Source organism: Shigella sp. SIG3 (assembly GCF_053555855.1).
This window is the reverse complement of sequence record NZ_JBQZXE010000103.1, coordinates 1-13,780: the sequence shown is the minus strand read 5'-3', so window position 1 is coordinate 13,780 and position 13,780 is coordinate 1. Positions and strand designations below refer to the sequence as shown.

Sequence of the window (13,780 nt, the reverse complement as noted above, 5' to 3'; positions counted from 1 at the left end):
CGGTAGAATAACTGCGCATCAGTAATAAATGACACACAGCAAAATGAATCCGTTTATTTGGGTACTTATAATCCTGATGACGCTAGATGCGCTGCGGGAATTGGCTGGCGCTTCGTCTATTTTAGGATGGCTATTAACGTTGGTTTGAGCAGGCAATAAGTCCGGACGGGTATTTACCGCAGTCCGGACTTATTTTTCAGGCGTGCAGACGACGATGCAAACGCGCCCCGACCAGCAGAGCAATGACCAGCATCAGAGCAATAAATGCGCCGACGCCGTTCCAGCCATAGTTATGCCAGAAAACACCACCCAGCGTCCCGGCAATACTCGACCCCAGATAGTAACTGAACAGATACAGCGAGGAGGCCTGGCCTTTAGCGCGTTTTGCGCGGGGGCCGATCCAGCTGCTGGCTACTGAGTGGGCTGCGAAGAATCCGGCTGAGAAGAGTAACATTCCGGCAAAGATCAGCCACAGCGAGCTAAATAAGGTCATCAGTAAACCAAACGGCATAACTCCCGTCGAAAACAACATCACCGGACCGCGCCCATAGCGGGTGGTCATGGTTCCGGCTTTGGGTGAGCTCCATGTACCGGTCAAATAAGCCCGCGATAATAAGCCAACCACGGCCTGACTGACATGCTAGGGGGAAAGCATCAACCGATAGCCGATGTAATTAAACAGCGTGACGAACGACCCCATCAGCAAAAAGCCTTCTGCGAACAATAACGGTAATCCCCGGTCACGCCAGTGCAGACGAAAGTTGATAAATAACGTCTTAGGGCGCAGCGAAGTCGGGCAAAAATGGCGTGATTCAGGGAGGATTTTCCAGAACATCAACGCCGAGGCCAGCGCGAAACAACCGATTGCCGCCAGAGCAATTCGCCAGTTGAAAAAGTCCGTGAAGACACCACTAATTAAGCGTCCGCTCATGCCGCCAATTGAGTTGCCGCTGATATACAACCCCATCAAAAAGGCCACGAAACTGGGGGGGATTTCCTCGCTAAGATAAGTCATGCCAACAGCTGCCACGCCACTTAACGAAAGCCCAATCAAGGCGCGCATAATCAAAATGCCGTGCCAGCTGGTCATCATTGTCGAAAGTAACGTACAAATGGAGGCCAACAGTAGCGCCGTGACCATCACTGGTTTGCGACCAATGGCATCGGATAGCGGGCCAGTAAATAGCAAACCGATAGCCAACATCGCCGTGGAAATGGACAGTGAAATACTACTGTTCGCGGGCGTTAAGCCAAACTCCTGCGAAAGCACCGGAAGGATAGGCTGCACACAATAGAGAAGTGCAAAGGTTGCCAGTCCGGCAGAGAACAGCGCCAGGGTGACGCGCATAAATTGCGGCGTACCGCGTTTAATAAATTGATTTGGCTGAGAAATGCTTTGCTTGTCAGTGTCGCTTGCCGGAGCGCCATCAACAGTTGTAGTACGGCTCACTTGAAATCCTTGCTAAATATGCCTGTGGATCAGGCTTATACATAGGGTAGGAAAATCGAATTGTTCTGTCTAATATATTAATAATCTCAAATAAGATGTTTTAAATATGAATATTGAACTTCGTCATCTGCGTTACTTTGTTGCTGTTGCGGAAGAGCTGCATTTTGGGCGCGCGGCTGCCCGCCTGAATATTTCGCAACCGCCGCTAAGTCAGCAGATTCAGGCACTGGAGCAACAAATCGGTGCCCGACTGCTGGCACGAACTAATCGCAGTGTATTGCTGACGGCAGCAGGAAAACAGTTTCTTGCAGATAGTCGGCAAATCCTGTCTATGGTGGATGACGCTGCCGCTCGTGCTGAAAGACTGCATCAGGGTGAAGCGGGGGAGTTGCGTATTGGTTTTACTTCGTCCGCTCCTTTTATTCGGGCGGTGTCCGATACGTTATCGCTGTTTCGCCGTGATTATCCTGATGTCCATTTACAAACCCGCGAAATGAACACTCGCGAGCAAATCGCTCCGCTCATTGAAGGAACGCTGGATATGGGATTGCTGCGTAACACAGCGTTACCGGAGACGCTTGAACACGCAGTCATCGTCCATGAACCGCTTATGGCGATGATCCCGCACGATCATCCCCTGGCAAATAATCCGAGTGTAACACTGGCTGAACTGGCGAAAGAACCCTTTGTCTTTTTTGATCCGCACGTCGGGACTGGGCTGTATGACGATATTCTCGGACTGATGCGACGTTACCATTTGACGCCCGTCATCACTCAGGAGGTGGGCGAGGCAATGACCATCATCGGTCTGGTTTCCGCCGGTCTGGGTGTTTCAATTTTGCCTGCGTCATTTAAACGTGTTCAGCTCAATGAAATGCGCTGGGTGCCGATTGCTGAAGAGGATGCGGTTTCTGAAATGTGGTTGGTCTGGCCGAAACATCATGAACAAAGTCCAGCTGCGCGTAACTTTCGTATTCATCTGCTGAATGCTCTCAGGTGAGGGAAATTTCAGCGAAAAAGCCCGAAAAATGTGCTGTTAATCACATGCCTAAGTAAAAATTTGACGACACGTATTGAAGTGCTTCACCATAGCCTACAGATTATTTCGGAGCGCGAAAATATAGGGAGTATGCGGTGGTTGCTGAAAACCAGCCTGGGCACATTGATCAAATAAAGCAGACCAACGCGGGCGCGGTTTATCGCCTGATTGATCAGCTTGGTCCAGTCTCGCGTATCGATCTTTCCCGTCTGGCGCAGCTGGCTCCTGCCAGTATCACTAAAATTGTCCGTGAGATGCTCGAAGCACACCTGGTGCGAGAGCTGGAAATCAAAGAAGCGGGGAACCGTGGCCGTCCGGCGGTGGGGCTGGTGGTTGAAACTGAAGCCTGGCACTATCTTTCTCTGCGCATTAGTCGCGGGGAGATTTTCCTTGCTCTGCGCGATCTGAGCAGCAAACTGGTGGTGGAAGAGTCGCAGGAATTGGCGTTAAAAGATGACTTGCCATTGCTGGATCGTATCATTTCCCATATCGATCAGTTTTTTATCCGCCACCAGAAAAAACTTGAGCGTCTAACTTCGATTGCCATAACCCTGCCGGGAATTATTGATACGGAAAATGGTATTGTACATCGCATGCCGTTCTACGAGGATGTAAAAGAGATGCCGCTCGGCGAGGCGCTGGAGCAGCATACCGGCGTACCGGTTTATATTCAGCATGATATCAGCGCATGGACGATGGCAGAGGCCTTGTTTGGTGCCTCACGCGGGGCGCGCGATGTGATTCAGGTGGTTATCGATCACAACGTGGGGGTGGGCGTCATTACCGATGGTCATCTGCTACACGCAGGCAGCAGTAGTCTCGTGGAAATAGGCCACACACAGGTCGACCCATATGGTAAACGCTGTTATTGCGGGAACCACGGCTGCCTCGAAACCATCGCCAGTGTGGACAGTATTCTTGAGCTGGCACAGCTGCGTCTCAATCAATCCATGAGCTCGATGTTACATGGGCAACCGTTAACCGTGGACTCATTGTGTCAGGCGGCATTGCGCGGCGATCTACTGGCAAAAGACATCATTATCGGGGTGGGCGCGCATGTAGGGCGCATTCTTGCCATCATGGTGAATTTATTTAACCCACAAAAAATACTGATTGGCTCACCGTTAAGTAAAGCGGCAGATATCCTCTTCCCGGTCATCTCAGACAGCATCCGTCAGCAGGCCCTTCCTGCGTATAGTCAGCACATTAGCGTTGAGAGTACTCAGTTTTCTAACCAGGGCACGATGGCAGGCGCTGCACTGGTAAAAGACGCGATGTATAACGGTTCTTTGTTGATTCGTCTGTTGCAGGGTTAACATTTTTTAACTGTTCTACCAAAATTTGCGCTATCTCAATTTGGGCCAGGAAAGCATAACTTAGACTTTCAAGGTTAATTATTTTCCTAGTTTATATTTGTGAAGCATAACGGTGGAGTTAGTGATGCTGAAGCGTTTCTTTATTACCGGTACAGACACTTCTGTAGGGAAAACGGTGGTTTCCCGCGCATTGCTACAAGCGTTAGCCTCCCAGGGAAAAACGGTTGCGGGATATAAACCCGTAGCGAAGGGGAGCAAAGAGACACCCGAAGGGCTGCGTAATAAAGATGCCTTGGTGTTGCAGAGTGTTTCAACCATCGAACTGCCTTATGAAGCAGTTAATCCTATCGCGTTAAGCGAAGAAGAAAGTAGCGTGGCGCACAGTTGCCCAATCAATTACACCCTCATTTCAAACGGCCTGGCAAACCTGACCGATAAAGTCGATCATGTCGTGGTAGAAGGGACTGGCGGCTGGCGCAGTCTGATGAATGATTTGCGTCCACTCTCTGAATGGGTAGTGCAGGAACAACTGCCGGTGTTGATGGTTGTCGGTATTCAGGAAGGTTGCATTAACCATGCACTGCTAACAGCTCAGGCGATCGCCAACGACGGGCTGCCGCTCATTGGCTGGGTGGCTAACCGAATCAACCCAGGACTGGCGCATTATGCGGAAATCATTGATGTGCTGGGTAAAAAACTTCCGGCACCGCTCATTGGTGAACTGCCTTATCTGCCGCGCGCCGAACAGCGTGAACTGGGGCAATACATCCGCTTAGCTATGCTGCGCAGTGTGCTGGCGGTAGATAGAGTCACGGTGTAACGTCCGCGAAATTACCGACGCAATTACGCAGGCAATCAATAAACCGGGGAGTAGCTGATACTCCCCGGTCATTTCACATATCATCAACGTCGACATAATCGGCGCGTGCGTGGTTGCCGCCAACAGTGTCGCCATCCCGGTCAATCCGAGTAAAAGCGTAATTTCTTCGCCATCAGGGAACCATAATCCCAGGCTACGACCATACAACATGCCAATGGCAAGACCGATAAATAGCGTCGGTGTAAAGACACCACCGGGTGCGCCGGAACCGCTACTCGCCAGCACGGCACACAGTTTACAAAGGAAGATCCCGGCAATGATCATTAACAGTGGTGGGGCGGTTAAAAAGGATTGTACGGTGCTATAGCCGTTGCCCCACACTGCAGGTGTGAACAGGGAAAGCAGACCCACGATCAACCCGCCTAGTGCCAGTTGCCAGGGCGGCGCAAGTTTGAGACTCACAAATCCACGATGACAGGCGTTCATTAACGTTAACAACAGTGGTCCGCACAGACCTGCCAGCACACCTGTACTGATAATCAGCGCATAGTCACGAGCCTGAACCGTCACTGAGAGTTGTACGTTGTAGAGTAACGCGTCGCTATGATTAATCAGATTGCTAACCAGCAATGCCACGACGGCGGAAATAATCACCGGGCCGAGAGAGGCCAACATCATAGTGCCAAACAGCACTTCGGCTATAAATAAACTGCCAGCAAGCGGGGCACGATAGGCCGCAGCCATTCCCGCCGCGGCCCCACAGGCGATCCATAATTTCCATTCCTGGCGTGGCGTAAAACGTTGGGCAAAACAGGAGGCGGCAAGGGCAGCTAAAAGAATCATCGCACCTTCGCGACCAATTGCACTGCCGCTGGTTACTACCAGCAGCGAGGCAAGCGATTTAACCAGGCTTGCTGCGTAATCGAACTGTCCATCGGTTTGCAACGCTTCCATGTAATCGGTCGGCGCATGAGGGCGTTGTTGGGTAAATTTCTGCCAGCCCATCAGCAACAAACCCGCCGCCAGTCCGCCGAGCGCCGGAGTTAGCAGCCGTCGCCAGGGGGAAAGGTTTGTCGCTGCATTGACCAGACTGCCGGAGTCATTATTGAGGAACAACCACTCCAGTAGCAGCATCGCATGACGAAACCCGGCAACGGCAAAGACAGCGAGAATACCGACGACTGTTGCGATAAGCAGACGGCGGAACATAGTGCGCAGATCCGGATAGATGTGTAGATGATGCATGAGCAGAAATGGGCAATGAAACACGGGCGACTATTTTGCGGCAAAAGAGGCCAACCGCAAAAGCAGTGCGTGCTTTAAGAGATAAAAAAACGTGACATTGTAACGTATTATTGCCGAATCGCGCGTAATCGTCACCATCCGGCAATATTACGGTGATCCTATCGAAAGAGTGGTTTAACCGCGACAGGAATCAACAGTTGTGATTGCCATTGCGCCAGCGTTAAGCGAGCCAGTTCACCCAGTGCACGGTAGAAAGGGTGTTCTGCTTTTTCGATAAAAACATCAAGAAAACGTGTTGACCACGGAAAAAGGTGCCATGCCAGCAATTCTTCGCATTCTGTCTGGCGACCATTCTCCGCCAACCACGCAGCCATCAACAGCAGTGAACCAAAATGATCTTCCGGTTCGTTTTGCTTCATTTCAAACTGAATGCCTTTCTCGCGCATCCACTGACGAAGTGCCAATGTTGAATCGCCAAACAGCACAGATTCGCGATCCAGCCAGACCGACCCCCACGGCGGAGACGGCAGTGCCCACGGGCCGACAAACAAACGCTGCCAGGCCTGGGCGTGAGTCTCTTCACACTGTGTCTGAAAAGCCGTCACCAGCGGCGCTAATGACGCTTCTGGTAGAGGCCACTGAGTTTCCCAGCCGTCACTGGTGAGTACCGCAACCAGAGGTGCGGCTTCCGCACTCTCTGGAGCGTAATAAAACAGCGCTCCCAACACGCGCGCCGCGACAGAAAAATTATCTTGCTGTGAAAAATGGGTCATTCCTAACATCCTGAAATGTGCGGGTTGCCCCGCACCAATTTGTTAACCTGCAATAGCCATTCCTACTGTCATGTGCAGGCCATAAAAGAGCACACGCCCGATCATCTCACCAACAAGTATGAGGATTAGCCCCAGAACAAGTCCGGCAACGTGAGGTTCACGGCGACGAATGAGCGGACAAAGCCAGCATCCAAGACCTGCGCATAACAATACCACACGCCAGACCTGTAAGGAGGCGTAATCTGGTACCAGTGCGCTGGCTTGTTGCACGGATGAGTGAATAGACGCCAGAGACAAACCTTGCAGCACAATCACCTCGGCACAAGCGATCAGCGCCAGAACGCTAATGATGGCAAATGGTGTGGTATTAAATGTAACGCGGGCTGCCCGCAGAATTGCGGCAGCAAGTATTGGACCGCTCAACAATACCGTCAGGAAGAAAGCCAGCGTAGTGTAACCGTTATGCCAGGTTGGCACGGTGTCGATTTGATACACGCAGGTCATCATCCAGACGAAAATGACGCCGAGCGCCATGCTGACAAGTAACCAGAGTTTCCCCAACGCTTGCGGCATTTTACCGATGACCGCCACCAGCCACCATAGTCCGCCAACGGCAAAAAATATGGAACCGGCAGCAATCTCGTTACTCAGACCAGAAGCTCCGATTCGATTCAGCGAGTTAAACGCTCGCAGTGGCGATCCCAGGTGCATGACAGAGGCAATAAACCCGATGCCCATCAACAGCCAGAGGAAAAACATGCCACGAACAATGTGCTGACGGTCTGCGTCATTTTTGGCGGCGAACCAGCCAATTCCGCTAACAATCAGCGCGCCTACTACGCATTGACCCAATACGGTAAAGATAACCAGTGGCCATTCATGCCATCCATTTCCCATTTTACACTTCCTCCGGATTAGCCAGATAACCAGTGGTATCGCCGGTCGGGCGGCTGTTGGCGTTAGGTTTGATAACGATATTGGGTTTTGTGAAATGCGCGCGCGGCAGTGGCGCGACGGCAGCCAGAGTACCGTGCTTCTGGCGCAGCTCTTCAATTGGACCGAACTCAAGTGCACGCAGCGGGCAGGATTCGACGCATATGGGTTGTTTCCCCTCGGCGACGCGCGAATAACAACCATCGCACTTCGTCATGTGCCCTTTTTCAGCATTGTACTGTGGTGCGCCGTACGGACAAGCCATGTGGCAGTAGCGGCAGCCGATACAAACATCTTCATCAACCACCACAAAGCCATCTTCACGCTTATGCATTGCGCCGCTGGGGCAGACTTTTGTACATGCGGGGTCATCGCAATGGTTACAGGAGATGGAGAGATAATAAGCGAACACGTTCTGGTGCCAGATGCCATTATCTTCCTGCCAGTCGCCGCCAGCATATTCATAAATACGGCGGAAACTGACTTCCGGGCCAAGATCTTTAAAATCTTTGCACGCCAGTTCGCAGGTTTTACAGCCAGTACAGCGGCTGGAATCGATAAAAAATCCATATTGTGTGGTCATGGGCTACTCCTTAAACCTTTTCGATCTGGACAAGATTGCTGTGCGACGGGTTTCCCTTTGCTAGCGGTGAAGGGCGGTGAGAGGTCAGAATATTGATACTGCCGCCGTGATCGACCCGGTCACCAAACATATCCGCTTTAAGCCACGCACCTTGCCCGATGGCGGTAACGCCAGGCAGAATACGCGGAGTCACTTTTGCGGCAATCAGCATTTCTCCATTATTGTTAAATACCCGCACGGTATCGCCATGACGGATACCGCGTGCCTGAGCATCAATGGGGTTGATCCACACCTCTTGTGGGCAGGCCTGCTGTAACACATCAATATTGCCGTAGCTGGAGTGGGTACGCGCTTTGTAGTGGAAGCCCGTTAACTGCAGTGGATAGGTTTTCCGCAGGGGAGCGTCCCAGCCATCAAAACCTGAGGTATACGCAGGAATGGGATGAATAATTTCATCTTTTTTCAATTCCCAGGTATCTGCAATCTTCGCCAGTCGTTCAGAATAAATTTCGATTTTCCCCGAAGGTGTTTTCAACGGGTTTGCCTGTGGATCTTCACGGAATGCGCGGAAAGCGACGTAGTGTTCTTCCGGGCATTTTTTCTTAAAGATCCCGGTCGTTTTCATCTCCTCGTAGTCGGGCATCTCAGGGTTACGTTCCTTCGTTTTCGCATGGAGATATTTGATCCATTCATGCTGACTGCGACCTTCAGTAAAGGTTTGATAAACGTCTGGTCCTAAGCGTTTGGCGACTTCACTCAGCATCCAGTAGATGGGTTTGCGTTCAAATTTTGCTGAGGTTGCGGGTTGGGCGAGGATCACATAGCCCATATTCCCTGCAGATTCATGAGAGATAAGGTCTTCTTGCTCTGTTGGCATCAGGTCAGGCAACAGGATATCGCAATACTTAGCCGAGGCCGTCATGAAGTGGTCAATGCCAACAATCATCTCGCACTTGCTGTCATCCTGAAGCACCTCATGGGTGTGATTGATGTCGCCATGTTGATTGATCAATGTGTTACTGGCGTAGCACCATAAAAACTTGATGGGGACATCCAGTTTTTCTTTTCCACGAACACCATCACGGGTCGCGGTCATTTTCGTACCATGGTCGATGGCATCTGTCCATGTAAAAACGGAAATCTGCGTTTTAACAGGATTCTCGAGCATCGGGAACCATTCTACCCCCAGATCCCAGCTACCTTTGCGTACACCTGAGTTGCCGCCGTTTATGCCGACGTTACCGGTAAGAACGGAAAGCATGGCAATAGCGCGGGACGTTTGTTCGCCGTTGGAGTGTCGTTGTGGCCCCCAACCCTGACAAATATAAGCAGGTTTTGCTGAACCGATCTCTCGTGCCAACTGGATAATTTTTTCTGCCGGGATGCTGGTGATTTTTGCTGCCCATTCCGGCGTTTTAGCTATGCCGTCAGGCCCTTCGCCCAGAATATAGGCTTTATAATGCGCGTTACGTGGTGCGTTGGCGGGCAGCGTTTTTTCATCGTAACCAACACAATATTTGTCGAGAAATGGCTGATCGACCATGTTTTCAGTAATCAGTACCCAGGCAATCGCACAGGCCAGTGCGCCATCGGTGCCAGGGCGAATGGGCAGCCATTCATCTTCACGCCCTGCAGCTGTGTCGTTATAGCGTGGATCGATGACGATCATGCGTGCGTTTGAACGTTCGAGGGCTTGCTCGACGTAGTAAGTGACACCACCGCCGCTCATCCGCGTTTCTGCCGGGTTATTTCCGAACATAACGACCAGTTTCGTATTGGCGATATCATCCGGGCTGTTGCCATCATTGGCACCGAACATATAACTCATTGCGGCACTGATCTGTGCGGTACTGTAGCTGCCATAGCGACTGAGAAAACCCCCGCAAGAGTTCATCAGACGGTACGGGACGTTCGAGTTGGTGATATTTCCGCCATCTACGCCTGTTCCGTACAGGACATGTACAGCCTCATTGCCGTAATCTTTCAGGATCCGCCGAAGATTATCACTGATGGTATCCAGGGCTTCGTCCCAACTTATCCGTTCAAATTTACCTTCACCGCGCTCGCCGACGCGCTTCATGGGATATTTCAACCTGTCAGGATGATTCATCCGTCGGCGGATAGAGCGCCCGCGTAAACATGCCCGAACCTGATGATTACCGTAAACGTCGTCACCTGTCGTATCAGACTCCACCCAGTACACGGTGTCATCTTTCACATGCAAACGTAGCAGACAGCGGCTCCCGCAGTTAACGGTGCAGGAACTCCAGACCGTTTTCTCTTCTACCCATCTTTTTCCAGTTCCCAGGTACGGGCAATTTCCGCCAGCTTGCTGGAATAAATTTCAATCTTACCGGAAGGCGTTTTAAGTGGATTTGCCTCGGGGTCGTCACGAAATGCTTTGTAGGCGACAAAATGGCCATTGGGATCTTTACGCTTATAGATACCCATTTTTTTCAGTTCGTCGTAAGACGGTAACGCCGGATCTTTGGCAAGCATTTTGGCGTACAGATGTTGTAACCATTGTTCCTGCGTGCGACCTTCTGTGAACTTTTGATAGACGTCAGGTCCAAGACGTTTCGCGACTTCACTCAGGATCCAGTAAATCGGTTTACGTTCGAATTTTTCGCTGGTGACTGGCTGGAGGAAAATGAGATATCCCATGTTACCGGCGTAGTCGTTAGGAATAATATCTTCCTGCTCAACGGTCATCAGGTCTGCCAGCAGAATGTCGGCATATTTTGCCGTATGAGGTCATAAAGTTTTCGATGACCACAATCATTTCGCATTTCGATTCGTCCTGCAGAATTTCATGCGTTTTGTTGATGTCAGAATGCTGATTAACGAGGGTATTTCCCGCGTAGTTCCAGATGGACTCCACTGTCAGACGGATGGATGGACTTGAAGTAGTTGACTCAACGCTACTTAAGGTCCTGATATGACTGACATTAACCATGATAATACTGTATATGCATCCAGTTCTTTCTCTGGGTCTCCCTATCTGTATCAGCAAGTCTACACCTCAAGTCCTGACACAAGGCTGACACAAATCAAGGACCTTGCAGTCCCGCACTTGCTCGCAAGGCTCGCTACGCCACAGTTAGTCCGTAGAGCTAACGGTCGATATACTATCCGCTTCAGACTCAAGGGACAGACCACACCGTTTCTTTCAGTATCGACCCGCAGCACAGACAGGAGAGTAGCCACAATGCGTCAGAGAGAGCTTGCAGCCACCGCTAAGGCCTTCATGTTGGATAGGCCTGAAGTCTCACTACAGGAGCTTACAGAGCATCTCCGGTCTATGGCTGAGCAGTTCCTGACAGACGCTAGTGACGATTACTGGAATGGACTTGAGGTCGCTACTTTGGTGGACGAGAAGTCCAACCTGAGGGAGCTAGCCGCTACGCAAGCCTTGAGTCTGGACCAGCAGAAGGGCATAAGGTTAGCGCTTGAAGTCCTGACCGCAGCACAGCAGAGGGTAGACACTGGTGATACCTCTAGTCTGATTAAGCTGATTGATGATAATAACCATACTGATTACTCAACTATAGGCGACTCTACGTCAATTCTGAAGAATGAGCAGGGGGATAGCCAGCAGTTTTCACACAGGAGCGCCAACCATCTGTAGTTTTTTCAAGCCTAGTGTCCTCGCTGCTGGCTGAGAAGGCCCAGACCCTGAAGTCATCCAGCTACAAGGACCTGTCGTCCTCACTGAATACCGTCTCTCGGTTCTTACCTGAAGACATGGACCTGATGTCCCGCTCTGAGTGGCTGGCTGTCAGGGACGCTATGCTGGCTTCTGAGGTGAGACCGTCGACGATTAACAAGCTGCTGACTAAGGCGAAGATGTGTCTTGATTACGGTCTGATGAATGGGCAACTTGAGGGCCGCAACCCTATTGAACGGATGAAGCTGACCAAGGATATCGACTCCAAGCGCAGAGCGTTCACAGACGAGGAGCTGGAGAGACTTCTGGTCCGTGTTGAGGCTGAGTATCAGTTCACACGACACACGGCTCACACGACCTCTGAGGCCCGTAGATGGGCGTCTCTGGTTTCTGTAGTTACTGGCGCTCGGTCTGCTGAGGTCTGCCACCTGACTAAACGTGACATTGTAACCTTAGACAATGGACTGGTCTGTATCGATATAAACGAAGATGGGGACGGTAAGTCTGTGAAGAACAAGCATTCAGTCCGACTTGTGCCGCTGACCGATGGCGTTCATGGGTTCGACCTTGAGTCTTTCCTCAAATGGGTAGACATGCAGCCTGATGATGGTCCTCTCTTCGGGATGACTCCGAGCGCCTACTCTAGCTGGTTTAACTCAAGGGTCCTGACTGAGGCCCTAGGAGACTCTCAGGATGTCTCTCTCCACAGTCTGAGACATTGGCTGGCGACCCGAATGAAAGAGCGTGGAGTCAATCTGGTGGACGCTCAAGGCATCTTAGGTCACAGCAGTCAGTCAATTACGTATGACCTGTACGGGAAAGGACACGCTGTGGGTAGGCTGGCTGATGTGCTTAAGACAGCTTTACTTTAAGTAGGGAGACCCAAGGTGGAGACCATATACGGCTTGATGGTTGAGACCTTGGGTCACTGAAGTCTGACTGAAGTTAGGGAGGGTGATAATAATCATAATCCCTCCTGACTATAGGCCCACTGGTCCGCCTTCGGCTGTCCGACTCTAAGTCTGTCTGTGGTCTTATTTAAACTGCGTCCTAAACTCCAGTCCCTCCAAATTCCTATGGTCTCCTCTTGACATTCCTGTTTAACTGTGAGTCGCCTCTGGTCTCTCTTTATATATACTTCCTTAATTCCTGAGGCGTCTTTAGTCCTTGACATTTGGTTCAACCTGTGAGTCACGTCCGGTCCCCCTCTTTATATTTACTTCCTTAATTCCTAGGGTCGCCTTAATCCGTGACATCCAGTCCAGCCTGTGAGTCACATCCTGTCGCGCTACTGTATGCATCACCAGTGATGGACTTGATTATCACTATAGGGGAACCAACTAATTCAACTACAGGAGATACTCTATGGCACGACCAATCGCAACTCACGACAACACGTTCACCAAAGCCTACTTGCAGCAGCACTGCGGGGACCTGCTGTCATTCGATGGTCAGGGCGACCTGAGTGGTTGGCTGGATGATGTCCTTACTGGTGCTGGTCGCCTGAACGAATCAATGGCAAGCAATACCAAGCCTGTCAGCCCATACTTGATTCTGACCCAACTACTAACGCACGACACATTAACTGTAAGCGCTGTGCAGGAGTCCCTGAGCCGTAAGCGTGTTGCCTTGGGTGAACCTATGGTTTCAACTCGCTACGCTCGCTACGTCTATGCTACCGTCGTCAGCGCCAGTAAATCCGTCCAGTACCACGCCAGTAAAGCTGGTTCATGATTACGGACCCTAAACTATCACTATAGGGAGACCAGCCTCCGCCTCTGAGTCTGATGCGTCAGAACATGCGAGCATCTGGTCAACCGACATTAAGTATCTCTCCTAAGTAATCAAGGCATGTGACCGCCTCTGTCAGACCTCGTGTATCGACCTCCAGCTCGTTAGCGTTCTTCAGTCATCTCAGTTAGTAGCTCGTCTACTCACTACATTGGCTTAAGTC

11 protein-coding genes and 3 pseudogenes are annotated in these 13,780 nt (G+C 51.1%); 7 read left to right on the top strand and 7 right to left on the bottom strand.

Features of this window, described 5'->3' with window-relative positions:
- The first annotated feature begins 28 nt into the window (after positions 1-28).
- Positions 29-148 (top strand): KPN_01571 family protein, encoded by a 120-nt coding sequence (locus ACUU1I_RS15975; protein WP_001299090.1) that lies wholly within the window; start codon positions 29-31, stop codon positions 146-148.
- A gap of 48 nt (positions 149-196) precedes the next feature.
- On the opposite strand, the pseudogene ACUU1I_RS15970 reads toward ACUU1I_RS15975, so the two are convergent.
- Positions 197-1,450, bottom strand: a pseudogene (locus tag ACUU1I_RS15970) (MFS transporter).
- 106 nt (positions 1,451-1,556) lie between these two features.
- Between ACUU1I_RS15970 and ACUU1I_RS15965 the strand changes: the two are divergent.
- The 3 genes from ACUU1I_RS15965 (at position 1,557) to bioD (ending at position 4,625) form a co-directional block, all read left to right on the top strand.
- Complete coding sequence (locus tag ACUU1I_RS15965; protein ID WP_001019534.1) at positions 1,557-2,450, top strand: LysR family transcriptional regulator; 894 nt, start codon at positions 1,557-1,559, stop codon at positions 2,448-2,450.
- Between the two features lie 134 nt (positions 2,451-2,584).
- Complete coding sequence (gene mlc / locus ACUU1I_RS15960; RefSeq protein WP_000225287.1) at positions 2,585-3,805, top strand: sugar metabolism global transcriptional regulator Mlc; 1,221 nt, start codon at positions 2,585-2,587, stop codon at positions 3,803-3,805.
- Between the two features lie 124 nt (positions 3,806-3,929).
- Positions 3,930-4,625, top strand: a complete 696-nt coding sequence (gene bioD, locus ACUU1I_RS15955) for a dethiobiotin synthase (protein ID WP_000919226.1) — start codon at positions 3,930-3,932, stop codon at positions 4,623-4,625.
- Here the strand turns inward: bioD and clcB are convergent.
- From clcB to ACUU1I_RS15925, 6 genes and pseudogenes are all read right to left on the bottom strand, one after another.
- Positions 4,578-5,870, bottom strand: coding sequence for a voltage-gated ClC-type chloride channel ClcB (gene clcB / locus ACUU1I_RS15950; RefSeq protein WP_072039256.1), 1,293 nt, complete (start codon positions 5,868-5,870; stop codon positions 4,578-4,580). The two genes, bioD and clcB, sit on opposite strands and share 48 nt — an antisense overlap.
- Positions 5,871-6,028: 158 nt before the next feature.
- Positions 6,029-6,643, bottom strand: coding sequence for a Tat proofreading chaperone DmsD (gene dmsD / locus ACUU1I_RS15945; RefSeq protein ID WP_000148710.1), 615 nt, complete (start codon positions 6,641-6,643; stop codon positions 6,029-6,031).
- A gap of 42 nt (positions 6,644-6,685) precedes the next feature.
- Positions 6,686-7,540: a selenate reductase membrane anchor subunit YnfH gene (gene ynfH, locus ACUU1I_RS15940; protein ID WP_000526473.1), complete on the bottom strand. Its 855-nt coding sequence runs from the start codon at positions 7,538-7,540 to the stop codon at positions 6,686-6,688.
- Between the two features lies 1 nt (position 7,541).
- Positions 7,542-8,159, bottom strand: coding sequence for a DMSO reductase like molybdoenzyme iron-sulfur subunit YnfG (ynfG, locus tag ACUU1I_RS15935; protein ID WP_000213020.1), 618 nt, complete (start codon positions 8,157-8,159; stop codon positions 7,542-7,544).
- Between the two features lie 10 nt (positions 8,160-8,169).
- Positions 8,170-10,446 (bottom strand): annotated as a pseudogene (gene ynfF / locus ACUU1I_RS15930) (selenate/tellurate reductase subunit YnfF); the annotation flags it as partial.
- 2 nt (positions 10,447-10,448) lie between these two features.
- Positions 10,449-11,040 (bottom strand): annotated as a pseudogene (locus ACUU1I_RS15925) (molybdopterin-dependent oxidoreductase); the annotation flags it as partial.
- A 327-nt stretch (positions 11,041-11,367) separates the two neighbouring features.
- Here ACUU1I_RS15925 and ACUU1I_RS15920 point away from each other — a divergent pair.
- From ACUU1I_RS15920 to ACUU1I_RS15910, 3 genes are all read left to right on the top strand, one after another.
- Complete coding sequence (locus tag ACUU1I_RS15920) at positions 11,368-11,787, top strand: hypothetical protein (protein ID WP_252992197.1); 420 nt, start codon at positions 11,368-11,370, stop codon at positions 11,785-11,787.
- Positions 11,788-11,948: 161 nt separating this feature from the next.
- Complete coding sequence (locus ACUU1I_RS15915) at positions 11,949-12,698, top strand: site-specific integrase (protein WP_005068164.1); 750 nt, start codon at positions 11,949-11,951, stop codon at positions 12,696-12,698.
- Between the two features lie 493 nt (positions 12,699-13,191).
- Positions 13,192-13,560, top strand: coding sequence for a hypothetical protein (locus tag ACUU1I_RS15910; RefSeq protein WP_000113584.1), 369 nt, complete (start codon positions 13,192-13,194; stop codon positions 13,558-13,560).
- Positions 13,561-13,780 lie beyond the last annotated feature (220 nt).

Coding starts and splice junctions, on each gene's coding strand:
- ACUU1I_RS15975 (WP_001299090.1), top strand. CDS start 29: ATGACACACAGCAAAATGAATCCGTTTATTTGGGTACTTATAATCCTG.
- ACUU1I_RS15965 (WP_001019534.1), top strand. CDS start 1,557: ATGAATATTGAACTTCGTCATCTGCGTTACTTTGTTGCTGTTGCGGAA.
- bioD (WP_000919226.1), top strand. CDS start 3,930: ATGCTGAAGCGTTTCTTTATTACCGGTACAGACACTTCTGTAGGGAAA.
- clcB (WP_072039256.1), bottom strand. CDS start 5,870: ATGCATCATCTACACATCTATCCGGATCTGCGCACTATGTTCCGCCGT.
- dmsD (WP_000148710.1), bottom strand. CDS start 6,643: ATGACCCATTTTTCACAGCAAGATAATTTTTCTGTCGCGGCGCGCGTG.
- ynfH (WP_000526473.1), bottom strand. CDS start 7,540: ATGGGAAATGGATGGCATGAATGGCCACTGGTTATCTTTACCGTATTG.
- ynfG (WP_000213020.1), bottom strand. CDS start 8,159: ATGACCACACAATATGGATTTTTTATCGATTCCAGCCGCTGTACTGGC.
- ACUU1I_RS15920 (WP_252992197.1), top strand. CDS start 11,368: ATGCGTCAGAGAGAGCTTGCAGCCACCGCTAAGGCCTTCATGTTGGAT.
- ACUU1I_RS15915 (WP_005068164.1), top strand. CDS start 11,949: ATGCTGGCTTCTGAGGTGAGACCGTCGACGATTAACAAGCTGCTGACT.
- ACUU1I_RS15910 (WP_000113584.1), top strand. CDS start 13,192: ATGGCACGACCAATCGCAACTCACGACAACACGTTCACCAAAGCCTAC.